22 protein-coding genes are annotated in these 23,307 nt (G+C 39.7%); 2 read left to right on the top strand and 20 right to left on the bottom strand.

From position 1 onward, the window contains the following. Positions 1–13: 13 nt before the first annotated feature. The 6 genes from E2K98_RS15730 to E2K98_RS15705 form a co-directional block, all read right to left on the bottom strand. The gene (locus tag E2K98_RS15730; protein WP_133335727.1) at positions 14–1,009 is read right to left on the bottom strand and encodes a thiamine pyrophosphate-dependent dehydrogenase E1 component subunit alpha; all 996 of its coding nucleotides are present in this window, start codon (positions 1,007–1,009) and stop codon (positions 14–16) included. A 203-nt stretch (positions 1,010–1,212) separates the two neighbouring features. Beyond that, entirely contained in the window at positions 1,213–2,634 is a 1,422-nt protein-coding gene (gene lpdA / locus E2K98_RS15725; protein WP_133335725.1) for a dihydrolipoyl dehydrogenase, read from the bottom strand. 20 nt (positions 2,635–2,654) lie between these two features. Then, positions 2,655–3,758, bottom strand: a complete 1,104-nt coding sequence (buk, locus tag E2K98_RS15720; RefSeq protein ID WP_133335723.1) for a butyrate kinase — start codon at positions 3,756–3,758, stop codon at positions 2,655–2,657. A 228-nt stretch (positions 3,759–3,986) separates the two neighbouring features. Beyond that, a complete protein-coding gene (bcd, locus tag E2K98_RS15715) occupies positions 3,987–5,084 on the bottom strand; it encodes a branched-chain amino acid dehydrogenase (protein WP_133335721.1) in 1,098 nt (365 codons plus the stop codon). 29 nt (positions 5,085–5,113) lie between these two features. Continuing rightward, positions 5,114–6,019: a phosphate butyryltransferase gene (yqiS, locus tag E2K98_RS15710; RefSeq protein WP_133335719.1), complete on the bottom strand. Its 906-nt coding sequence runs from the start codon at positions 6,017–6,019 to the stop codon at positions 5,114–5,116. A gap of 131 nt (positions 6,020–6,150) precedes the next feature. After that, positions 6,151–8,223 carry a sigma-54 interaction domain-containing protein gene (locus tag E2K98_RS15705; protein WP_133335717.1) on the bottom strand — a complete coding sequence of 691 codons (2,073 nt, stop codon included), beginning with the start codon at positions 8,221–8,223 and terminating at the stop codon, positions 6,151–6,153. Positions 8,224–8,578: 355 nt separating this feature from the next. On the opposite strand from E2K98_RS15705, the gene E2K98_RS15700 reads away from it, so the two are divergent. Beyond that, a complete protein-coding gene (locus E2K98_RS15700; protein WP_133335715.1) occupies positions 8,579–8,851 on the top strand; it encodes a DUF2627 domain-containing protein in 273 nt (90 codons plus the stop codon). 11 nt (positions 8,852–8,862) lie between these two features. On the opposite strand, the gene E2K98_RS15695 is transcribed toward E2K98_RS15700, so the two are convergent. After that, positions 8,863–9,591 carry a glycerophosphodiester phosphodiesterase gene (locus E2K98_RS15695; protein WP_133335713.1) on the bottom strand — a complete coding sequence of 243 codons (729 nt, stop codon included), beginning with the start codon at positions 9,589–9,591 and terminating at the stop codon, positions 8,863–8,865. Positions 9,592–9,633: 42 nt separating this feature from the next. On the opposite strand from E2K98_RS15695, the gene E2K98_RS15690 reads away from it, so the two are divergent. Further along, entirely contained in the window at positions 9,634–9,774 is a 141-nt protein-coding gene (locus E2K98_RS15690) for a YycC family protein (RefSeq protein WP_133335711.1), read from the top strand. A 113-nt stretch (positions 9,775–9,887) separates the two neighbouring features. Here E2K98_RS15690 and spo0A read toward each other — a convergent pair whose 3' ends face one another. From spo0A to accB, 13 genes are all read right to left on the bottom strand, one after another. Continuing rightward, positions 9,888–10,682: a sporulation transcription factor Spo0A gene (gene spo0A, locus E2K98_RS15685; RefSeq protein ID WP_133336191.1), complete on the bottom strand. Its 795-nt coding sequence runs from the start codon at positions 10,680–10,682 to the stop codon at positions 9,888–9,890. Positions 10,683–10,952: 270 nt separating this feature from the next. Continuing rightward, positions 10,953–12,242 (bottom strand): SpoIVB peptidase, encoded by a 1,290-nt coding sequence (gene spoIVB, locus E2K98_RS15680; RefSeq protein ID WP_133335709.1) that lies wholly within the window; start codon positions 12,240–12,242, stop codon positions 10,953–10,955. A gap of 124 nt (positions 12,243–12,366) precedes the next feature. After that, complete coding sequence (recN, locus tag E2K98_RS15675) at positions 12,367–14,055, bottom strand: DNA repair protein RecN (RefSeq protein WP_133335707.1); 1,689 nt, start codon at positions 14,053–14,055, stop codon at positions 12,367–12,369. 15 nt (positions 14,056–14,070) lie between these two features. Continuing rightward, on the bottom strand, positions 14,071–14,520 hold the full coding sequence (gene ahrC, locus E2K98_RS15670; RefSeq protein WP_133335705.1) for a transcriptional regulator AhrC/ArgR: 450 nt from the start codon (positions 14,518–14,520) through the stop codon (positions 14,071–14,073). A gap of 132 nt (positions 14,521–14,652) precedes the next feature. Next, positions 14,653–15,495 (bottom strand): TlyA family RNA methyltransferase, encoded by an 843-nt coding sequence (locus E2K98_RS15665; protein WP_372512775.1) that lies wholly within the window; start codon positions 15,493–15,495, stop codon positions 14,653–14,655. Further along, on the bottom strand, positions 15,496–17,388 hold the full coding sequence (gene dxs, locus E2K98_RS15660) for a 1-deoxy-D-xylulose-5-phosphate synthase (RefSeq protein ID WP_133335701.1): 1,893 nt from the start codon (positions 17,386–17,388) through the stop codon (positions 15,496–15,498). A 211-nt stretch (positions 17,389–17,599) separates the two neighbouring features. After that, positions 17,600–18,493, bottom strand: coding sequence for a polyprenyl synthetase family protein (locus E2K98_RS15655; RefSeq protein ID WP_133335699.1), 894 nt, complete (start codon positions 18,491–18,493; stop codon positions 17,600–17,602). Positions 18,494–18,496: 3 nt separating this feature from the next. Then, positions 18,497–18,730, bottom strand: coding sequence for an exodeoxyribonuclease VII small subunit (locus E2K98_RS15650; RefSeq protein ID WP_026572567.1), 234 nt, complete (start codon positions 18,728–18,730; stop codon positions 18,497–18,499). Further along, a complete protein-coding gene (xseA, locus tag E2K98_RS15645) occupies positions 18,720–20,078 on the bottom strand; it encodes an exodeoxyribonuclease VII large subunit (RefSeq protein ID WP_133336189.1) in 1,359 nt (452 codons plus the stop codon). Before xseA ends, E2K98_RS15650 begins: the two co-directional genes overlap by 11 nt. 160 nt (positions 20,079–20,238) lie before the next feature. Next, on the bottom strand, positions 20,239–20,637 hold the full coding sequence (gene nusB / locus E2K98_RS15640) for a transcription antitermination factor NusB (RefSeq protein ID WP_133335697.1): 399 nt from the start codon (positions 20,635–20,637) through the stop codon (positions 20,239–20,241). A 258-nt stretch (positions 20,638–20,895) separates the two neighbouring features. Further along, positions 20,896–21,303: an Asp23/Gls24 family envelope stress response protein gene (locus E2K98_RS15635; protein WP_026572564.1), complete on the bottom strand. Its 408-nt coding sequence runs from the start codon at positions 21,301–21,303 to the stop codon at positions 20,896–20,898. A gap of 20 nt (positions 21,304–21,323) precedes the next feature. Beyond that, on the bottom strand, positions 21,324–22,679 hold the full coding sequence (gene accC, locus E2K98_RS15630; RefSeq protein WP_133335695.1) for an acetyl-CoA carboxylase biotin carboxylase subunit: 1,356 nt from the start codon (positions 22,677–22,679) through the stop codon (positions 21,324–21,326). A 14-nt stretch (positions 22,680–22,693) separates the two neighbouring features. Further along, positions 22,694–23,206, bottom strand: a complete 513-nt coding sequence (gene accB, locus E2K98_RS15625; RefSeq protein ID WP_133335693.1) for an acetyl-CoA carboxylase biotin carboxyl carrier protein — start codon at positions 23,204–23,206, stop codon at positions 22,694–22,696. Positions 23,207–23,307 lie beyond the last annotated feature (101 nt).

Here is a 23,307-nt window from a genome sequence, read left to right as displayed (position 1 = left end):
GTTACGTCCCCCCTTACATTTCCCCATAAACGTATTTCATTGCATCCTCAGGTGCAGCATATGGGGCATTTTCAGCATAGTCAGTTGCCTCATTCACCAGTTTCATTACACGGTCATTGATTTCTTTTTCCAAGTCATCATTCAGGACACCCGTTTCCTTTAAGTAGGCACCAAATGTAATAATCGGATCCTGGGTTTTGGCTTTTGCTACCTCATCAGGTGCCCGGTAAGAACGGTCATCATCATCAGAAGAATGTGGTGTTAAACGGTAGGAAATTGTTTCAATTAAGGTAGGTCCCGCGCCGCTGCGGCCGCGTTCCGCAGCCTCTTTCACTACTTTATAAACTTCTAACGGGTCGTTCCCATCCACTGTGAACCCTGGCATTCCATAGCCAATTGCACGATCTGATACCTTCTCGCAGGCTAATTGTTTTTCAATTGGAACGGAAATAGCATACTTATTGTTTTCACACATAAAAATAACAGGAAGTTTGTGTACACCGGCAAAATTTGCACCTTCATGGAAATCACCTTGGTTGGATGACCCTTCACCAAATGTTACAAACGTAACAAGGTCTTTTCTTTCCATCTTTCCAGCCAAAGCAACCCCTACTGCATGAGGTACTTGTGTTGTAACGGGCGAGGAACCTGTAACAATACGATTTTTCTTTTGTCCAAAGTGTCCAGGCATTTGCCTTCCTCCTGAATTAGGGTCTTCTGCTTTCGCAAATCCAGAAAGCATAAGCTCCTTCGCCGTCATCCCAAAGGTTAAGACTACCCCCATATCCCGGTAATAGGGAAGCACATAATCTTTATCCTTATCAAGTGCAAAAGCTGCCCCAACTTGGGCCGCTTCCTGGCCTTGACAGGAAATAACAAATGGGATTTTCCCAGCACGGTTTAATAACCACATCCGCTCATCAATCCGACGGGCTAAAACCATTGTTTCATACATCTCTAAAACTTTTTCATCACTTAATCCTAATGCCTCATGTCGCTTTTCAGCCATTAATTTTGTACCTCCCTATTGTTCGCATTGAATCCTAAACAGCGTCAGTATTTATCCCGCAGTAACGGGCAGTAAGACCCCCTACTTCAGTGGTTGGTGTAAGTAGGAAGAGTGAGTGGGGGATCAACTGCCCATAAAAGCCCGATTGGTTCAACTAACAATCAGTGGGGGATGAAAAAACCCCCACTGATCGAAGTTTCACTTTATCCGTGAAGTGCTCTGCCATCTACTGCTAATGCAGCTTCCCCAATTGCTTCTGCAAGGGTTGGGTGTGGATGGATGGTGTGAGCGACTTCCCATGGAGTTGCATTTAATACCATTGCAAGCCCAGCTTCTGAGATCATATCGGTAACATGAGGACCAATCATGTGTACCCCTAAAATATCATTGGTCTCTTCATCGGCCACAATTTTCACAAATCCATCCGATTCACCGAAAACCAGCGCTTTACCAATGGCACGGAAGGAAAATTTGCCCACTTTTACTTTATGCCCTCTACTTTCCGCTTGCTCCTCGGTAATACCAACACTAGAAACCTCAGGATTACTATAAATACATTTTGATATTAAGTTATAATCGATAGGTGAAGGATCCTTTCCTGCTATATGCTCAACGGCAACAATTCCTTCATGGGATGCAACATGGGCGAGCTGCAGGCCGCCAACAACATCTCCAATTGCGTAAATATGGGATTCCTTTGTTTGGTAAAATTCATTTGTGACAATATTTCCTTTTTCAAGCTGAATTTCCGTATTCTCAAGCCCGATTCCTTCAGTATTCGCTTGACGTCCAACGGAAACAAGCAGTTTTTCAGCCTTAAATTCTTTTAAACTGCCTTTTACTTCAGCGGAGATTGCTACACCATTACCTTTTACTATTGTTTCAGAAAGGACCTTTGCGCTTGTTACAATTTTAATTCCTTTTTTCTTCATTAACCGTTGCATTTCTTTTGAAATGTCTTTATCTTCTGTAGGGATAATTCGGTCTGCATATTCAATCACCGTAACGTCTACCCCAAAATCGGATAACATTGAGGCCCATTCAATCCCAATTACGCCGCCGCCAACAATGATAATAGAAGATGGTAAGTTTTCCAGTTCTAATGCTTCATCAGATGAAATGACCTGGTCGCCGTCAATCTCAAGCCCTTGAAGGGTTCTTGGCCTTGAACCGGTAGCAACAATTACATTTTTGGGGATGAGCATTTCATTTTCTTCGCCGTTATTCATTTCAACAGATATGGTACCTGGCATTGGTGAAAAGATGGAAGGGCCCAAAATCCGTCCTAATCCTTCATAAACATCGATTTTCCCTTGTTTCATTAAGTGCTGTACTCCTTTATGAAGGGTATCGATGATTTTCGTTTTTCTTTCTTGAACTTTAGTAAAATTAAAAGTTACTTCGCCAGTTATCACGCCAAAGTCTTCACTATGTTTTGAAGTAGCATACACTTCTGCACTTCTTAGCAGGGCTTTACTTGGTATACAACCTTTATGTAAGCATGTTCCACCGAGTTTTCCTTTTTCAACAATTGCTGTTTTTAAACCTAGCTGTGAGGCACGGATTGCGGCAACATATCCACCAGTGCCACCCCCGAGAATAACCAAATCATACTCTTGTGCCATTTTATTTCCTCCCCAACTACTTAAATTTTTGCTGTTTTAAATGAACCAGGATATATTTTAACTTCCTCTTCGCCACGCAAGACGCGAAGGGCTCCTTCTGCTAATGCTTGAAGTTCATTTTCCCCAGGATGAATGATACAATCAGCAATCCAGTTTACTCTATTGGTAATCGATTGTACAAAATCCTTTCCATAAGCAAGTCCGCCAGTTAAAACGATCGCATCTACTTTACCTGAAAGAACCGCACTAGCAGAACCAATTTCTTTTGCAACCTGATAGGCCATGGCATCATAAACAAGCTTGGCTTCTTTATTCCCGGCTTCAATCATCTCTTCTACCTTCACTGCGTTATTTGTGCCAAGGTAACCGACTAGACCGCCCTGCCCTACTAACATTTTCATGATTTCTTCCCGGTAGTATTCACCAGAAAACGAAAGGGAAATTAAATCTCCGGCTGGAACAGTACCAGCACGTTCCGGACTAAAAGGCCCATCACCGTGAAGACCATTATTAACATCGATAACCCTACCCATTCTATGTACACCGACGGTTATTCCGCCCCCCATATGGGTAACAATTAAATTTAATTCTGAGTATTTTTTCCCTAATTCCTTTGCTGCTCTTCTTGCAACAGCCTTTTGATTCAACGCATGAAAAATACTTTTTCGTTCAATTAACGGGAAACCGGATATCCTTGCAATCGGGTCAAGTTCATCGACAACTACTGGGTCCACAATATAGGACGGGATATTAAGACCAGATGCTATTTCATATGCTATTATACCACCTAAATTCGATGCGTGTTGTCCAGAATACCCATTTCTTAAATCCGTCAACATTTTGTCATTAACTGTATAGGTTCCGCCTTCGATCGGACGAAGCAATCCTCCCCGCCCACAAACCGCGGACAATTTTGAAATATTAATACCTTCTTGGTCCAATGTTTCTAAGATGGTGTTTTTCCTGAATTCATATTGATCAATGATATTTGGGTAAGAATTTATTATTTCAGCTTCATGACGAATCGTTTTTTCCAGTATGGAAATTTCATTATCGAAAACCCCTATCTTAGTAGAAGTAGAGCCAGGGTTGATGATGAGTATTCGATATTCTCTTTCTTGCACGTTTTGACCCCCAATTTGCTTTATCGAAAGATTAAGACGGTACCTTTCAAAAATTTTTTCGTCGATTTACCCCCACATATTTAACTAAGTAATGTTCAATAATTGAGTGGTCATTATACTTAAAGTAATTTCTAAAATGATCAAATTTTAAACAATATGAGGTAAATCACTACCTAGGAAAGCGCTGAATTTTCATTCAGCGCTCAAATTTTAAGATTATTGCAGTTTTTATTTTCTACGGCTTAAAATATGATGTCCGTTTTGAAGGAATTGACTGCGGGAATTGCGCATTCTTTCAATCCGTTCCTCTACCATGCGATCTGCTGCAAGGTAGGTTGGGATTCCATCACGCTTTGAAATTTCAATGATTCTTTCAATACTTGTGTAAAGCTGTTCAACCTTTTTAAGGGCACGTTCATGATTATATCCGTAAAGCTCATCGGCTACGTTGATTACACCACCAGCATTTATTACATAATCCGGAGCGTATACAATACCCATTTCATGAATGATGTCTCCATGACGTGTATCTTTTAATTGATTGTTCGCAGAACCAGCGATTACTTTTGCCTTCAACTGCGGGATTGTGTCATCATTGATGGTTGCTCCAAGAGCACATGGCGCATAAATATCGCATTCCACACCGTAAATTTCATTTGGGTCAACAGCACGCGCACCAAAGTCTTCCACTGCACGCCCGACCGCTTCTTTATTAATATCTGTAACAATCAGCTGTGCGCCTTCTTCATGCAGATGCTTACAAAGGGTATAAGCTACATTTCCAACGCCTTGGACAGCTACTACTTTTCCTTCTAGTGAGTCTGTGCCAAATGCCTCTTTGGCTGCCGCTTTCATTCCTAAATAAACACCATACGCTGTTACAGGGGATGGATTTCCAGATGATCCGAATGCCGGGGAAATCCCTGTTACATAATCCGTTTCTTCATGAATTAAATCCATATCCGCCACAGTGGTACCTACATCTTCAGCTGTTATATATCTTCCATTTAGTCCTTGAATATAACGTCCAAAAGCGCGGAACATTTCTTCATTTTTATCCTTACGAGGGTCGCCTATGATTACCGTTTTGCCACCGCCAAGATTTAAACCTGCCGCCGCATTTTTATAAGTCATTCCTTTTGCCAATCTCAATGCATCTTCAATCGCGGCCTCTTCAGATTCATATGTCCACATACGCGTTCCGCCTAATGCCGGTCCTAAGGTTGTATCATGAATTGCAATAATTGCTTTTAATCCCGAAGATTTATCCTGACAAAAAACTAATTGCTCGTAATCATATTTTTCTAAATACTTAAAAATTTCCATATTAATATTCCTCCTCAATAATGAAAAAACTAGTTTGCCACAGAGCATACTGCTAATGCAAGAGAAAACAACTTGCTCTCTGCGGAGTCGGCTCTGGAAGTTAGCACAATCGGCGCTTTAGCCCCGGCAATTACAGCACCAACCTTTGCATTTGCGAAATAAACTAACGATTTATACAATGCGTTTCCAACCTCAATGGCAGGAACCACTAAAATATCGGCTTTGCCCGCTACTTCACTTTGGATGCCCTTATGTTCAGCAGCTAAAACCGAAACAGCAATATCCAATGCAAGCGGACCGTCAACGATGCAGCCAGTGATTTGCCCGCGCTTGTTCATCACCGTTAGTGCCGCTGCATCCACCGTTGCCTGCATAGCGGGATTAACCACTTCAACGGCAGCAATCGGTGCTACCTTTGGCGTTTCAATTCCAATTCCTTTAGCAACCGCAACAGCGTTTGTTATGATTTGTGCCTTTTGCTCCAAATCCGGGGTAATGTTCATCCCCGAATCTGTTACGATTGTAAAACGGTCCCGATTAGGGATTTCAAAAACAGCAACATGCGAAAGAATATTTCCTGTTCTTAAACCATATTCTTTATTCAATACAGCCTTTAGAAGAACATTCGTCGGGATATTCCCTTTCATTAGTACATCCGCTTCTTTATTCGAAACCGCTTTAACGGCTAATTTGGCAGCCAGTTCATTTGTCTCGGCATGAACGATTCTGAGGCTTTTCTCCGGATTTACCTTGTTTTCTTCAGTCTTAATCATTCGATTAATGTTTTCCTGATTTCCAAATAAAATAAAATTTGCAAGATTTCGTTCAATTGCATCTAGAACCGCTTTTATAACAACGATATCTTCCGCTACTGCGACAGCAACAGTATTCTTTTTAAGTTGGGTTGCTCTGTCAATAAGTGAATCCAGCAACAAGTTGTCATCAACCCTTCCACAGCAAAATCAAATTCCAATAAATTAATTAGCAAGATTCATGCCAACAAAATTCATTGTAAGCGCTTTATTTAATTAGTTACCCGCATGCAATTTTTTTCATACCATGAAATTTACTGCATGCCGTTATTTTCAATTTTATATTTTTCAAGTTTGTAATATAAATTTCGAACAGATAAACCAAGTGTTTTAGCTGTTAACGTTTTGTTTCCGTTTAAACGATTAAGTGTATCGCGGATGATCTTTGCTTCATATTCGTCGACCATTGCTGATAACGGCCGTTCCCGAAAATCAGGATTCTTTAATGTCCCAAATTCCCTGCCAATCAATTTATTATTGTTAAGTTCCGGCAGGTGTTTTACATCAATATAGACTTCGTTAAATTTCATAAAAATAATGGCCCGCCCAAGGATATTTTCTAGTTCTCTTACATTTCCCGGCCAATTATACTTCATTAGCCCCGCCATCGCAGCCTCTGTTACCCCTTCAACATTCCGTCCATAATCACGATTAATTTTTTGAATAAGCCGATCGCATAATAAAGGGATTTCCTCTTTTCTTCTTTTAAGCGGGGGAATATGTATCGGCATTCGATTTAAACGATAGTATAAGTCTTCCCTAAAAGTACCCTTAGCAATCCCTTTTTCAAGGTTCACATTGGTTGCAGCAATGACTCGGACATTAATTGCAACAGGCTTCGTTCCGCCAACGCGGATGATTTCATTTTCCTGTAAAACCCGAAGCAGCTTTGCCTGAGTATTTGCCGGAAGTTCACCAATTTCATCAAGAAAAATGCTTCCGTTGTTTGCCTCTTCGAAAAACCCTGTTTTCCCTCCCCTTTTTGCGCCGGAAAATGCTCCTTCTTCATAACCGAACAATTCACTTTCTAACAAAGATTCCGATATAGCTGCACAATTGACACGAATAAATTTATTGTATTTTCTGTCGCTTGCATTGTGGATAGCGTGGGCAAATAATTCTTTTCCCGTTCCGGATTCGCCGCGAAGAAGGACGGTAGCAGGAGTTTTTGCTCCGAGCTTCGCCTGCTCAATTGCCAGCAGCATTTCCTCGGACTTCCCGATAATGTCCTCAAAGGTATATTTTGCTTCAAGTGTTCGGATGATTTGCCGTGCACGGTGCAACTCCCTGTTCAACGATTTAATTTCAGACATGTCGTGGATAACACCTACACTGCCCTTAAGTTTTCCCTTTACAATAATCGGTGCGACATTAACGATTACTTCCTTTTTGCTTGGCCCAACCCTCATAGCGACGCCGCGGACAGCTCTTCTTGTCTGTAAAACCTTCATATGCATGCTTTCACCTTCTGAGATATCGGTCGTCGCGGGCTGCCCAATTACCTGTTCTTCTGTCAGTCCGGTTAAACGGGTATATGCCCGATTAATAAGAATTCCCCGGCCGACTTCATCGACAACGGATATCGCTTCATCACTAGATTGGATAATCGCTTGCAGCATCGTTTGAATTTCTTTTAAATTCGTAATTTCTTCCGCTAAGTTAACAACTTCCGTGATATCTTTAAACACGGCAAAAGCACCCATGAGTGTGCCATTTTCTTCAACGATTGGAATTCTTGTTGTAATAATTTTTCGTCCATTGCCTAAAACCATTTCTTGGTTTGCTTCAATTCTTCTCGTCTCTAATATATGAGGTAGTCTGCTTTCCGGTATCACTTCACAGACATATTTTCCAACCGCATCCTCTTTTTTTACTCCCATCATTTCTTCCGCTCGACGATTAAAGAGAATGACCATGCCGTTTTTATCAATTACCGCCATCCCATCATTTGTGGAGTTAAAAATCAACTCTTGCTGATAGGACTCATTTTGATGTCTTTTTACCAGATCTTCCTTTTCTTCCATAAGTTTTGAAACAAGGAAAGCAACACTTCCGGGAATTAAAATCGTACTACTTGGTTTTGTCCGCCTTATTTCGTGAAATGCTGTGTCATCTCCTGTAACCTCAATAATGATATCGATGTTTTTAGATAAAAAGGGGTGCCAGTCCGTTCCAGTTTTAATACCTTCTTTTTGTGCCAATCGAATACCAGGTGCATCTGTATTCCGGTCAACAACTGCCTTTACATTTAAAACCTCTGTTTCTTTTAAAATTTTTAAAATCGCCGTTCCACCTTTTCCAGCTCCGACAATCATTACATTTTGCATTTTCTAGCCTCCATTCTTTAAATCAGGAAACTTTTTTCATACGCTCATAGTGAGTCATGCAATTTTTTTCATATTTATTGTATAGTGAATAGTTCAGCTTGACAAATATATTCATTGTACTATTATTTTCGTGAGAAGCTTTTTCTTTTCAATTGGCTCTGTTAAACTTAGTTGTTGATTTTCGCTCCAGGATGCTCGCTTTCCGCGGGGCGGGCGGTGAGCCTCCTCGGCGCTTAAGCACCTGTGGGGTCTCACCTGTTCCCGCTGCTCCCGCAGGAGTCTCGCACCTTCCGCTCCAATCAACGTTTATGTACTTTAACACAGCCTTTCAATTAAAATTCGGAAGGAATTTATTATGCAGCGGATTATTGCACTGATTATATTATTGATTCCGGGTTTCTTGGCTGCTTTCGGCATTAAGCTAATGCGTGATATGACCTTTGGAATCTTGCAGCCGCCAATTCCCTATTTATCTCTGCAATTTTTGATCGGACTCATCCTCTTTCTTGGCGGTTTAGGGTTTGTTGCGGGATTTATCTTTCATCGTGACCGCAAAAGAAACAAAGTTCAATCACGTTTCAAAGGTCCTGGAAACCCACGGTCTACCGACGGTAAAAAATCCAACTAAAAAGAGACCGCTTAGGGTCTCTTTTCATACTGTTTTCTAATTCGCAACGCCTTAACAGGGTCATCGGTAATGACGGATGTACAGTTAAGTCTAAATAACCGATGAAGATCGGCATCATTATTAACAGTATAAGGCCTTACAGCAATTTCGTTCTCCATTGTCCTGGTAATGATTTCATCACTGAGAGTTGAATACTTAGGATGAATCCCTTTTGCTCTGATGGATTGTGCATAAACCCACGGCATAAATAATCCTTCTAAAAAAAGCGGAGCGGTTTCAATTTCCGGGGCCAGCCTGTAACAATGAACAATACTGTAATGATTAAAGGAGGAAATAATGATTCTATCCGTTAAACCGTAATTTTGGATAAGCTCAATTACTTTTTCCTCCATGCCTTCGTAGGCAAGAAGACCATTTTTCAATTCGATATTACATAGCAGCGTATTTGTTTGCATCCATTCAAGAACCTCAATTAAGGATGGAATGGTTTCTTTTTTTAAGCCTTTTTTATTGGCGTTCAGCTTACGAATATCCTTAAATAAAAAATCTTTTACAAAACCGTTTCCACTTGTGGTCCTGTTCACCTTTTCATCGTGGATGACAACGAGTTCACCATCTTTTGTCAATTGTACATCGAGTTCTAACCCATCCGCTCCTGCCTTTTCCGCTTCATAAAAGGCACTCATGGTATTTTCTGCGAATAGGGAGGAATAACCACGGTGAGCAAAAATTTCTGTCATGCCGTCACTTCCTAACTACTTATTAAATTGGAGGAATTTTTTATGAAACCTTTACAAATAACCCCTGAAACAGCGATTAAACTTTCGGAAAAATTAAACGTTCCCATTGAGCAAATTATGCATATGCCACAACATATCCTAATTCAAAAATTAATGGAATTGGACAAGGAGCAAAAAAAGTAATTTTTAATCTACAGTCCTATCATATGCATCAAAATTTTGATAACCACCCTATAAGAACGAAAAAAGCCCTCATTTCCAATAAATGAAGGCTTTTATTTATAGTTTTAAACGTTTCATGAAGCCATATGCTCTAAGCGCAACTTATCTGCAACCATTGCGATAAATTCAGAGTTTGTTGGTTTTGCTTTTGACATGCTGACAGTATAGCCAAAAAGTGATGAAATGGAGTCGATGTTTCCACGGCTCCACGCTACTTCAATGGCATGGCGAATGGCACGCTCAACACGGCTGGCTGTCGTGTTATATTTTTTAGCAATATCAGGGTATAAGACCTTTGTAATCGATCCTAAAAGTTCAATGTCATTATAAACCATGGAAATCGCTTCACGTAAATACAAATACCCTTTAATATGTGCAGGTACACCGATTTCATGGATAATGCTCGTAATGCTGGCATCAAGGTTTTTTGGCTTTTGTTCCGCTTGTACACGGTAAGCTGGAGAAGGAGGTGCTTTTCTTGTTATCGAAGCATTTCTGCCGCTGACTTGACGAATGTGGTTACCCAGGTTTTCCATATCAAAAGGCTTTAAAATAAAATAAGATGCCCCCAGTTCAACGGCCTTCTTGGTAACATCCTCCTGACCAAAGGCAGTTAACATAATTACATTTGGCAAGGCACCTTTCTTCAAATCACGTAGGCGTTCTAAAACAGCTAACCCATCCAAATGGGGCATAATAATATCTAATACTAGTACATCAGGATCTACAGATCCCAATAAATCTAAACATTCTTGACCATTATGTGCAATCCCTGCAACTTCCATATCTTCCTGGGATGAAATATATTCCTCTAATAATCCAACTAATTCCCTATTATCATCAACGACGCACACCTTTATTTTCTTCAACACCGTATTCCTCCTCAAATCCAATTGGTAAGTTCCATCTGTAGTCTCTATTTTCTATTGTAAATTAGAAATTCGACAATGCAACTAAAATTCCTTTCATTTTTTTAATATTTCTTAAAATAGTGATAAAATCTCAGTTTTTCTTAATTTTTCTCTTATTTTCGACGAATTTCGCTTTTTTGTCGAATAATCTTTAAATCCGTAAAAAACAAATAGGCGAAACCGCCTATTTGTTTTTATTATCAACTTAACGCCAAAGCACTTTCCTTTTTAGCTTGCTTTTTCTTTCGGTGTATCATATATATTAATTCCTGCTTCATCCAGCATCCATTCTATATGCACTCCATATCCAGAGGTAGGATCGTTTACAAAAACATGGGTCACAGCACCGACAAGCTTCCCATTCTGGATGATTGGACTTCCACTCATCCCTTGAACAATACCGCCTGTTTTTTCTAGAAGCTTTGGATCCGTTACTTTTATGACCATGCCTTTTGTAGCTGGAAACTTTTGCGGAATTGTGTTCACAATTTCAATATCAAATTCTTCAACCTGATCATTGTTAACAACTGTCAAAATTTTCGCAGGGCCTTCTTTTACTTGATTTGATAAAGCAATCGGCAATGGCTTATCCATTATACCATTTTTCAACGATTTATTTAATTTCCCAAAAATACCAAATGGGCTGTTCTTTTGTATATTCCCAACAATTTCATGGTCTGAAGAAAAACGTGCAAGTTTTTCACCAGGGTCTCCATTACTACCTTTTTCAATCGACGTAACGGTTGACCGGACAATCTGTCCGTCTTCCACGACGATTGGTTTTTTCGTATCCATATCTGAAATCACATGTCCTAATGCACCATATTTTTTAGAATCTGGATGAACAAAGGTCATCGTTCCGATTCCTGCTGCCGAGTCCCTAATATATAATCCCAGTTTGTACGTGTTTTCCCCTTTGTCCTTTAAGGGGGTAAGTTTTGTCGTAAATTTACCGCTTTCACGGCTAATCACCAAGTTTAAAGCTTTACCGTTTTCTCCTGCATCCTGTACAAATGGTGCAACATCTGCCATTTTTTCAATTTTAGTTCCATTAATTTTTGTAATAATGTCTCCAACTTTAATACCAGCCATTTCACCAGGAGATTTTTTTCCATTTAACGTATTCACTAAATGATGCCCGACCACTAAGACACCTACGGTATTTAGTTTCACGCCAATTGACTGACCACCTGGAATAACTCGAAAATCTTTTAAAACCTTTACATCGACCTTTTTAATAGGGATTCCTGCAAACTCTAAGAGCATTTCATTACTGCCTTTTTCCTTTGCCTTTAAAGAAACTGAATGTTTGTCCTGTGCAAGTGCGATACTTGAATTGTGAGAAACTAAAGCGGCTGACACCGGAGCAGCCTTTTGAAAATTATAATCTTGCCCTTCAAAGACAGTGATTGTCTTTGGTATTTCGAGGTATTGTTTAAGCGGTTGATTGAAAATAAAACTGATTAATGAAACAAGGAGAATTCCACCAATGATTTTTCTAATTATATCTAAATTCAAATTTTTTCACTCTCCTCGCTTCTTGTCCACAACTTCGAAATGGCTACATCTATAATTTTGCCTCGTTGACAAGCATTTATAACCTTCCTTCAATATAAAAAAGCTCCCCCTATTGGGAAGCTTTTCAATTTTTCTTATTTTTTGCAGCCATTAACAATAATTCCTCAGCATGTTTCTTTGTAAGGTCGGTGATTTCGACTCCAGAAATCATCCTGCCGATTTCTTTTATTTTCTCTTCGGCTTTAAGCGGTGTCACGGATGTCTTGGTCCTGCCACCCTTCGTAACCTTCGAAATAAACAAATGGATGTCAGCCATAGCAGCAACCTGCGGTAGATGGGAGATACATAAAACCTGCGACGAATGTGCGACTTTATAAATTTTTTCAGCTATTGCCTGTGCAACCCTGCCGCTAACTCCTGTATCCACTTCATCAAATATAATCGATGTGACACCTTGATGTTTTGAAAAGATACTCTTTAAGGCAAGCATAATTCGTGAAAGTTCTCCCCCGGAAGCAATTTTCGATAATGGTTTAAGCGGTTCCCCGGGATTTGTTGAAAGATAGAATTCGATATGGTCGACACCATTTTTTGCAAAATGCTTTATATCCTTCTCAAAGCGAATTTCAAAAATCGTTTTTGCCATATATAAATCCTTTAGCTCCTTATGTATAAGCTTGGTCAGCTTTTCCGCATACTTTTTACGAAGCTCAGTTAATTGTTTTGCTTCAAGAACTAAATCCTTTTGAATAGAGGCTAATTCTTTTTCTAATTTGTTAATATGTGTTTCTTTATTTTGTAATGTTTCAATTTCTTCTTCAATTTTCGCTGCATATTCTAAAATTTCCTGGATTGTCTTGCCATATTTTCGTTTCAACTGGCTTATTTCATTTATTCGGTCTTCAATTTCATTTAATCTTTGCGGATCGTATTCCAATTCATCCATTTCATTTCTTAAAGCATGTGCAGCATCCTCAAGTTGATAGAAGCTGTTTGAAACCGCCTCATATAATTCTTTGTATTCTGTGTCTAATCCTGCTGCATCCTCCAGATGCCCCATTACCATACTAATCCAGTCCAAGCCCTTTTGTTCACCACTTAAGGCTGAATAACTGGATTGTATCGCTTCGAAAACCCGTTCAAAGTTTCCAAGCTTCCGTTTTTCCTCAAATAACTCATCATCTTCATTAAGCTTTAAATTGGCATTTTGAATTTCGTTCAATTGAAATTGAATTAAATCCAGGCGGTGTGCTGCTTGCTGCTCATTCTCACTTAACGACTTTAGCTTTTGTAATGTGTGTTCATAGCGATGGAATACTTCCTGGTACTCACGGAGGGAGGAAATGATTTCATCGGAACCGAATTGATCAAGCAATGATAGATGCTTGGTTTCATCCATTAATTCTTGGTGCTCATGCTGTCCATGGATATCAATCAATGTCGAACCGATTTCTCTTAAAGTAGAAATGGTCACAAGCTTTCCATTTATCCTGCAAACGCTTTTTCCGGAACGGGAGATATCCCTTCGTAAAACGACCATCCCTTCTTCAATATCAATCCCAAATTCCATTGCCTTTAGATAGCATGGATGCCCATCATGATCTAATTGAAAAAGTCCTTCAATCTCAGCCTTTTCTTCACCATGCCGTACGAATTCTGCAGAACCTCTCCCGCCAACCAATAAATGTATCGCATCAATGATGATGGATTTTCCTGCTCCTGTCTCACCAGTTAACACTGTCAAGCCTTTTTCAAACGAAATGGAAGAGGCTTCGATAATGGCAAAGTTTTTTATCGATAGTTCTGATAACAAGGAACATTCCCCCAATTAAAGCATATCAAGAAACCTGTTTGTAATGATTTCTGTTTGTTCAGGTGTTCGACAAATGATTAAAATGGTATCATCTCCACAGATGGTTCCCAGTACCTCTTCCCAATCAAGATTGTCTAAAAGTGCCCCAATAGCCATGGCATTACCAGGTAAACACTTCATCACTAATAAATGTCCTGCTGAGTCAATTCGAATAAAAGCATCCATCAAAGATCTTTTTAGTTTTTGAAGCGGATTAAATCGTTGATCAGCAGGAAGGCTGTATTTGTAACGGCCATCCAACAAAGGGACTTTCACCAAATGCAATTCTTTTATATCACGGGAAACAGTAGCCTGTGTCACATTGACGCCAGAATTTCTTAGTTCATCCACTAAATCATCCTGTGTTTCAATGTCATTATTGGCAATAATTTCTCTAATTTTAATATGGCGCTGGCCTTTATTCATATTTTTCACCCCGTAAACAGTAAAAACCATTTAAATATTATGTTCAAAAATGTCGCTTCTACCCTTATGTTAGCCGATTTTGTAAGAGTTGTCATTTATTTTCCCAAAAACAGAAGGATAAGCGTATTTTGCCTATCCTTCACCCGTTTGCTTTGTATGGAATTCCTGATGTGCAAGTTTAACAACCTCTGAAGGGTCCACAGGCAAGAGGTTATTTTCTTTGTTTTCCTCTCCCCACCAGGAAAGATGAAGAAGGAATTCAATATTCCCGTCTCCTCCAGTAATAGGTGAAAAAGATAAATTTTTAACTTGATACCCCTGCTCAATTGAAAAATTGATGATTTTGGTTACAACCTGCAAATGGACCTTTTCATCGCGAACAATTCCCTTTTTGCCAACCTGCTCCCGTCCTGCCTCAAATTGCGGTTTAACAAGTGCAACGATATCACTTTGAGGTACTAAAAGAGTTTTAAGCACCGGCAAAATCAAGGTCAACGAAATAAATGATACATCGATGGTTGCAAAATTTGGCATTCCTGCTATTAAATCAGCAGGAGTCACGTAGCGGAAATTTGTTCTCTCCATTACGACCACACGGTCATCCTGCCGGAGTTTCCATGCTAACTGGTTATAACCAACATCCAGAGCATAGGACATTTTTGCTCCGTTTTGCAGGGCACAATCAGTAAATCCACCTGTAGATGCACCAATATCTAATAAAATCTTATCCACAACTGAAACATCAAATACTTTTAGGGCCTTTTCAAGTTTTAAGCCTCCGCGGCTTACATAAGGAATAAGGTTTCCCTTAACCGTTAGAGGTATATCTGTTTTTACTTTTTCCCCGGGTTTATCTAAGCGTTCTTCATTTGTATAAACAAGACCGGCCATAACTGCTCTTTTTGCTTTTTCCCGTGTTTCAATAAGTCCTCTTTCGACCAGTAAGACATCTATTCGTTCTTTATTTTTCATGATTTAAGCCCTTTGTTGTTTTTTTCGTGCAAGAATGGTTAATCTTTTAACGACTTCCTTGGTAGTCATGCCGATTTCCTCAAGCAGGGAACCGACATCTCCATGTTCAATAAATTGATCTGGAATTCCAATCCTGTCAATTACGTGACTGTAATAACCATGGTCATGAGCGAATTCAAGGACTGCACTGCCAAAACCACCTTGAAGTACTGCTTCTTCTATTGTTAACAACGGTATATTTTTATCTAATAAATTTGTCAGCATTTTTTCATCAAGGGGTTTTATAAATCTTGCATTGACTACTTTAACTGAAATACCTTGTTTTTCAAGTATATCCGCTGCCTCCATTGCCATGGGAATTGTTGTACCAAAGGTTAATATCGCCGCATCATCGCCTTCCTTTAGTACCTCCCACGTTCCAATCGGGATATTCTTAAATTGTTCATCCATCGGTACGCCCAGCCCATTTCCACGCGGGAACCTCATAGCAATTGGGCCATTATCATATTGAAGTGCTGTATAAACCATGTGCTGACCTTCATTTTCATCCTTTGGCATCATCAAAACAATGTTCGGAACATGCCTTAAAAAGGCAATATCGAAGACACCTTGATGTGTCTCGCCATCTGCTCCAACAAGACCAGCGCGGTCAATTCCAATAAAAACATTTAAGTTTTGACGACAAATATCATGAACCACCTGATCATAAGCACGCTGTAAAAAGGTAGAATAGATTGCTAAAAAAGGCTTCATATTTTGTGTTGCCAAGCCTGCAGCAACTGTTGCGGCATGCTGCTCGGCGATTCCCACATCGTACATCCGGTCAGGGAATTCATTTGCAAAGCCTTCCAGTTTAGACCCCACAGGCATCGCCGGGGTAATTGCCACAATTCTTTTATCTTCTCGTGCAAGCTTACGCACCGTTTCACTGACCAAACTACTCCATGCCGGAGGTGCTTTGTCCGGTTTGACAAATGCTCCAGTGTCCATTTTATAAGGGCCGGTTCCATGCCAAGTCCCTTTTGTATCTCGTTCTGCTGGGGTATACCCTTTACCTTTTTTTGTAATCACATGGAGAAGGACTGGGCCCTCTGTTTTTTTAGCATAACTAAAATTTTCAAATAAATCTTCAAAGCTATGACCATCGACTGGGCCCAGATAGGTAAAGCCGAGTTCTTCAAAAAACACTCCGGATACAAGCAAATATTTTAAGCTGTCTTTAATTCTTTCGGCAGTTGCCGCAAGAACACCGCCAACAGCAGGAATCTTTTTCAATAATCCTTCAAGTTCGTCCTTAGCCCATTGATATTTTCCAGCTGTGCGCAATTGTCCAAGAATATTGTGTAGCGCACCGACATTCGGTGCAATGGACATTTCATTATCATTCAAAATCACAATCATATCTTTCTTTTCGTGACCAATATGATTTAACGCCTCTAAGGCCATACCGCCTGTTAATGCGCCGTCCCCAATCACCGGTACTACAAACGATTTCTCCTTCTTTAAATCGCGAGCAATCGCCATACCCATAGCGGCAGAGAGTGATGTCGAACTATGCCCTGTTTCCCATACATCATGTTCACTTTCCACACGCTTAGGGAATCCACATAATCCTTTAAATTGTCTTAATGTATCGAAATCACATGCCCTGCCGGTTAAAATTTTATGAACATAGGACTGATGTCCGACATCCCAAATAAGTTTATCTTTAGGACTATCGAAACATTTGTGTAATGCAATGGTTAATTCAACTACACCTAAATTCGGTCCAATATGGCCTCCCGTAACAGACAGCTTTTCAATCAAGAATTGGCGAATTTCTTGACTCAAAACCTCCAATTCTTTATTTGACATCCCTTTTAAAAAGGAAGGGTCTTTAATTGATAACAGATCCATTTGGGACCACTCACTTTCATCCTTTTTCTATCTAAACATTTAGTAAGGTTTGTTTTCACTTGAAATTTCCATCTATTTAAAAATAGCCGCTAACACACAAGTGATAACGGCACTGTCAACGTTTTCTTCATTAAAACACATTATATCATAACGAAAAGAATGCCTCAAATACCTATAACGACTCACGATGCTGCTGTAGCACCCTTGCTTTTTAATGGTCTCTAGAAGCCACTAAATCGGTTATTTCAATAAGAAGGGATGTATTCAAGCCCGTTCGTTTCAAGTAACGCTTTGACTCGTCAATATGATGATGCAATGCCTTCTTAGCCCCATCCATTGTCAATAATTGCGGATATGTGCTTTTATGGTTGGACGCATCACTTCCAACAGGTTTGCCTAGTAATTCCGGATTACCTTCTAAGTCCAAAATATCGTCCTGTATTTGAAAAGCCAATCCAAGATGATGCGCAAAAGCTCTCAAATTCTCCAATTGATCCTCTTCTGCATGTGCAAGTAATGCACCAGCATGAACACTGAAGCCTAAAAGCTTACCTGTTTTATGAATATGTATATACTCCAGTTCTTCAATAGAAAGTTCTTTATTTTCCCCTTCCATATCGGCGACTTGCCCGCCTACCATGCCTTCCGCTCCGCCTGCTTTCGCAAACTCCACCATCAATTTTAATTTTGTATCTGAACTGCCCGCTTCATTTGGAATCATTCCCAACACTTCAAAGCTGTAGGTTAAAAGAGCATCCCCTGCTAAGATCGCAGTAGCCTCACCAAAAACCTTATGATTGGTCAACTTACCGCGCCTATAATCATCATCATCCATACTTGGCAGATCATCATGAATTAAGGAATAGGTATGAATCATTTCAACTGCAGCAGCAGCTAATAGCCCTTTTTTCGGGTCAATGCCAAATGCAGCTAGAGTTGCAAATAATAATAGGGGACGAATCCTCTTTCCTCCAGCATCGAGGGAATAGTGCATTGCCTTTTTTATGATAGGAGGTGCTTCAAGCCGGTCAACTAATTTGCGGAGTTCCGCTTCAAGCAGATGTTTATATTCATATGCAAATTCATCAAGTAACCGATTTCCCACAATCTATTCCTCCTCTTTAATTGAAAAACTTTCCGTTCGCCCATCCTCCGTGATGATTTGTGTTAATTGTTCTTCGACATTTTTTAATTTATCGTGACATAGCTTAGAAAGTTCCATTCCCTCTTTATAAATAAGAATAGCCTCTTCTAATGGAACATCTCCTTCTTCAAGCCTATCCACAATTTGCTCTAATTTATTCATTGCTTCTTCAAAGGATAATTGTTTTTCATTCACCACTTTTTTCGCTCTCCTTCTTATCCTCAATCTTACATATTAAGCTACCATCGGCTAATTGGATTTCAACAGATTCATCCTTATGTACCTGATGAACGCTCTTAACCAGTCTGTTGTCTTCTGTATAAACAAGACTGTAACCCCGTTCCATTATTTTTAAAGGACTTAAAGCTTTTAATGTTGAAATCATTCGATCAAATTCTGTTTGTTTTTTCATTAAGATTTGCATCATCGCACGATTGATTTCTTTTTGTGTCCGATTAAACTGTTTTTCCGCTTCCAGTACTAATACTTTCGGAGACTTTAGCTGCAGTCTCTTATAAACCGTTTCGTATTGACCTGATTTTAATGCTGACAGACGGGTAAGACCACGTTCAAGCGATTCCGTTAATTTATCCACTTGCTCCAGCTTTTGTTCATAAAGTCGAAGTGGGTAACGAAAAGCGTAGGATTTTTGCACACGCGAAAAACGCTGCTTTTCTGTCCGGAATTTTTCATTCATTGCTCTTAAAAGCCGTGTTTGACGCTGCAGGACCCTTTCCAAAAGCTCCTCAATATGAGGGACAGCGAGTTCCGCAGCAGCCGTTGGTGTAGGTGCGCGCAGGTCGGCCACAAAATCCGCAATAGTAAAATCCGTTTCATGTCCTACAGCTGAGATAACCGGTATTGAAGAGGTATAAATCGCCCTGGCAACCAATTCTTCATTAAAAGCCCATAGCTCCTCAATCGAACCTCCGCCACGGCCAACAATGAGTACATCAATCGCTTCAAGTTTATTTGCTTTTTCAATCGCTCCAGCAATTGAGGGTGCAGCGTTTTCACCTTGTACAAGCGCCGGAAAAACAAGGATTTTGACTATGGGATAACGCCTTTTTATGGTGGTAATAATATCTCTGATGGCCGCTCCTGTCTGAGAAGTAATGACCCCAACCGTTTTTGGATAGGCTGGAATCGGCCTTTTTTTATCTAATGCAAATAATCCTTCCGATTCAAGCCTTTTCTTCAGCTGTTCATAGGCTAAAAATAGTTCTCCAATTCCGTCAGGCCGCATTTCCTTTATATAAATTTGATATTGTCCGCTTGGTTCATAGACAGATATGTCCCCTTTGACAATAACCTTCATCCCGTTTTCAGGTGAAAATTTCATCGTCCTTGAATGGCTAGAAAACATAACAGCCAGTATGCGTGCTTTTTCATCTTTTAAAGTAAGGTACATGTGTCCGCTGGAATGCTGTTTAAAATTTGAAATTTCACCGCGGACGTGAACATCCTGTAAATGGGGATCGGCATCAAATTTTCTTTTTATGTATTTGGTTAAGGCATTAACTGATAAGTACCTTTGCTCCTGCATAGCTAACTCCTTTAGAGTTTTTAACATAACCATAAAACTGTCCTTACCCATTATATATATAGTTCTCCATTTTGTCCGCAATCTACGGGAAATGAAGAAAAATATACATGAAAGATAAGGACCATTGGGTATATTCTTTTATTTACCTTGTTTTGTAAACTTATTCCTTCGGAAGCTTTTCTTTCACTTTTGAAAGAATGCCATTGATAAAACGGCTTGATTGTTCATCACCGTAAATTTTTGAGATTTCAATTGCTTCATCTAAAATGACATTTTCCGGAACTTCGTTTCGTGCAAAGTTTAATTCGTATACTGCGATTCTGAGCAGGTTTCGGTCTACAACAGCCACGCGGTCTAATGTCCATTTTTCTAAGTTTTCTTTAATAAATTGATCAATCGTATTTTTTTGTTCGACGACTCCTAAAACAAGTCTGTTTAAATAGTCGTCATTCGTTTCCCCGTCCAATACATGTTCGATTGCCGATTCCGGGTCCACATTGCTTACATCGATTTGGAAAAGGGCTTGTAGTGCCTTTTCTCTAGCTGTTCTTCTTTTCATTATACCGTTAACTCCTTTTAGAGACATTGATAAAAGTCTGTCCAATCATGTTCCGTTATTTTAGTTTGTCAATCACATAAAAAATATAATAGCATAACTAAAAATGATTCGCACTGTACGAGCAAAATTTTTTAAAATTAAGCTCTGTTAAACTTAGTTGTTGATTTCCGCTCCAATCAACTTGGTTCAAAAATTAACATTGTCCTTTTACACAGCCTTAAATAAAAAACCAAAGGATTTCTCCTTTGGTTTTGGGTATTATAGTTCTTGTTCGATTTCTGGTTCGCTTTTTTGATTTTCAAATTGGATACCAACCACGTGAATGTTGATTTCTTCCGCATCTAAGGCGGTCATATTTAACAAGGCTTGTCGGATATTATCTTGAATCTTTTGTGCAACAGCAGGAATGGACACCCCAAATTTCATCACACAATAGACATCTACTTTGATTCCCGATTCGGTTAATTCGACCTTAACACCTTTTCCATGATTCTTTTTCCCTAACCGCTCTACTACACCTGCGGCAAAGTTTCCTCTCATGGAGGCTACGCCTTCTACCTCTGAAGCAGCAATCCCTGCAATTACTTCAATCACTTCCGGTGCAATTTCCACTTTACCAAGTCCGTTGTTTCCTTGCTCCATTTCCAAGATACTAAACTCACTCATTTTTAGAACACCTCCAGATTTTAGACTGACTTCATCACATCGTGCAATTCTAAAAACTTCGTATTGAACTGGCCTTCTACAAATTTTTCATGTTCAAGAAGTTTTAAATGAAACGGAATTGTCGTATGGATTCCTTCAACAATAAATTCGCTTAAGGCCCGTTTCATTCTTGCAATTGCCTCTTCCCTGGTGTTTCCATATGTGATGACTTTCGCAATCATGGAATCGTAGTAAGGCGGAATTGAATATCCCGGATATGCAGCAGAATCGACACGAACCCCTAGGCCGCCAGGAGGTAAATACATATGGATTTTTCCTGGGGATGGCATAAAGTTCTTCTCCGGATTTTCTGCATTAATTCGGCATTCAATTGCCCAACCCGTGAAGGTAACATCCTGTTGTTTCAAAGATAATTTTTCTCCGGAAGCTACTCGTATTTGTTCTTTAATGAGATCTGTTCCAGTGACCAATTCAGTTACAGGATGCTCTACCTGTATTCTTGTATTCATTTCCATAAAATAAAATTTTCGATTGCGGTAGTCATATATAAATTCTACCGTGCCTGCACCAGAATAATCAACTGCTTTCGCCGCTTTTACTGCGGCATTACCCATTTCTTCACGAATTTCCCCGTCCAAAGCAGGTGAAGGGGTTTCTTCAAGCAATTTCTGCAGTCTCCGTTGGATCGAACAATCCCTTTCACCTAAATGAATGGTATTGCCATAATTATCTGCAAGCACTTGTATTTCAACATGGCGGAAATCCTCAATATATTTTTCAATATATACACCAGGGTTACCAAATGCTGTTAAGGCTTCCTGCTGGGTGATATTAATTCCCTTAATTAATTCTTGTTCGTTCTTGGCGATACGAATCCCTTTTCCACCGCCACCGGCTGTTGCTTTAATGATGACCGGATAATTTATCTTTTCTACAAGTTCAAGCGACTGTTCAATATTCTCGATAATTCCGGTGGAGCCGGGAACAATTGGAACGCCTGCTTCCCGCATAGTTTCTCTTGCAATATCCTTTGTTCCCATTTTTGTGATGGCTTCAGGGCTTGGCCCGACAAAAGTGATGTTGCAATCACGGCAAAGCTCAGCAAAAGCTGCATTTTCAGCAAGAAAACCATAACCAGGGTGAATCGCATCACAGGCAGTTAATTTTGCTACACTAATAATATTTGTAAAGTTTAAATAACTATCTTTTGATGAGGTTGGTCCAATACAATAGGCCTCATCTGCTAATTGTACATGCAGTGCTTCACGGTCTGCTTCGGAAAAGACGGCGACTGTTTCAATCCCCATTTCCCTGCAGGCACGAATAATTCTAACTGCAATTTCTCCTCTGTTTGCAATTAACAGCTTTTTTATCATTCTGTTACCGCTCCTTATTCAGGCTTTACTAAAAATAATGGCTGTCCGTATTCCACTAATTGTCCATCTTTCGCAAGAACTTCGACAATTTCTCCGTTTACTTCTGCTTCAATTTCATTAAATAATTTCATCGCCTCAACGATACAAACAATGGAATCCTTAGAAACCTTTGTGCCTGCTTTAACATAGACATCAGCATCTGGTGATGGGGAGGCATAGAAAGTCCCTACCATTGGAGAAGTTATTTTGTGAAGGTTGGAAGTATCCGCTTGAACAGGAGCTTCTGTTACCGGTTCTTGTTTGATTTCTTGCACTGGTGTAACTGGTGCTGCCGTTTGAACAGGCGCTGCTTGAACAGCTTGAGCTGCTGGAACTTCAGTATGTACGACTGGTTGAACCGTAGTGACGACAGAAGTCACACTTTTTTTCATTTTAATTTTTGACCCTTCATTTTCATAAACAAATTCATCAATACTAGATTGATCAACTAATTTAATTAACTCACGAATTTCTTGTACCTTTAACATTGAGTAACACTCCTTGTACCACTATATTAAGACTAGCTACTAATACTATACGATACTATCTTATAAAAGTTCAACAATCTATATTTTTTCTCCTGCTTCAA

It is taken from the genome of Bacillus salipaludis, from assembly GCF_004358205.1.
This window is presented reverse-complemented; position numbering and strand designations above follow the sequence as displayed.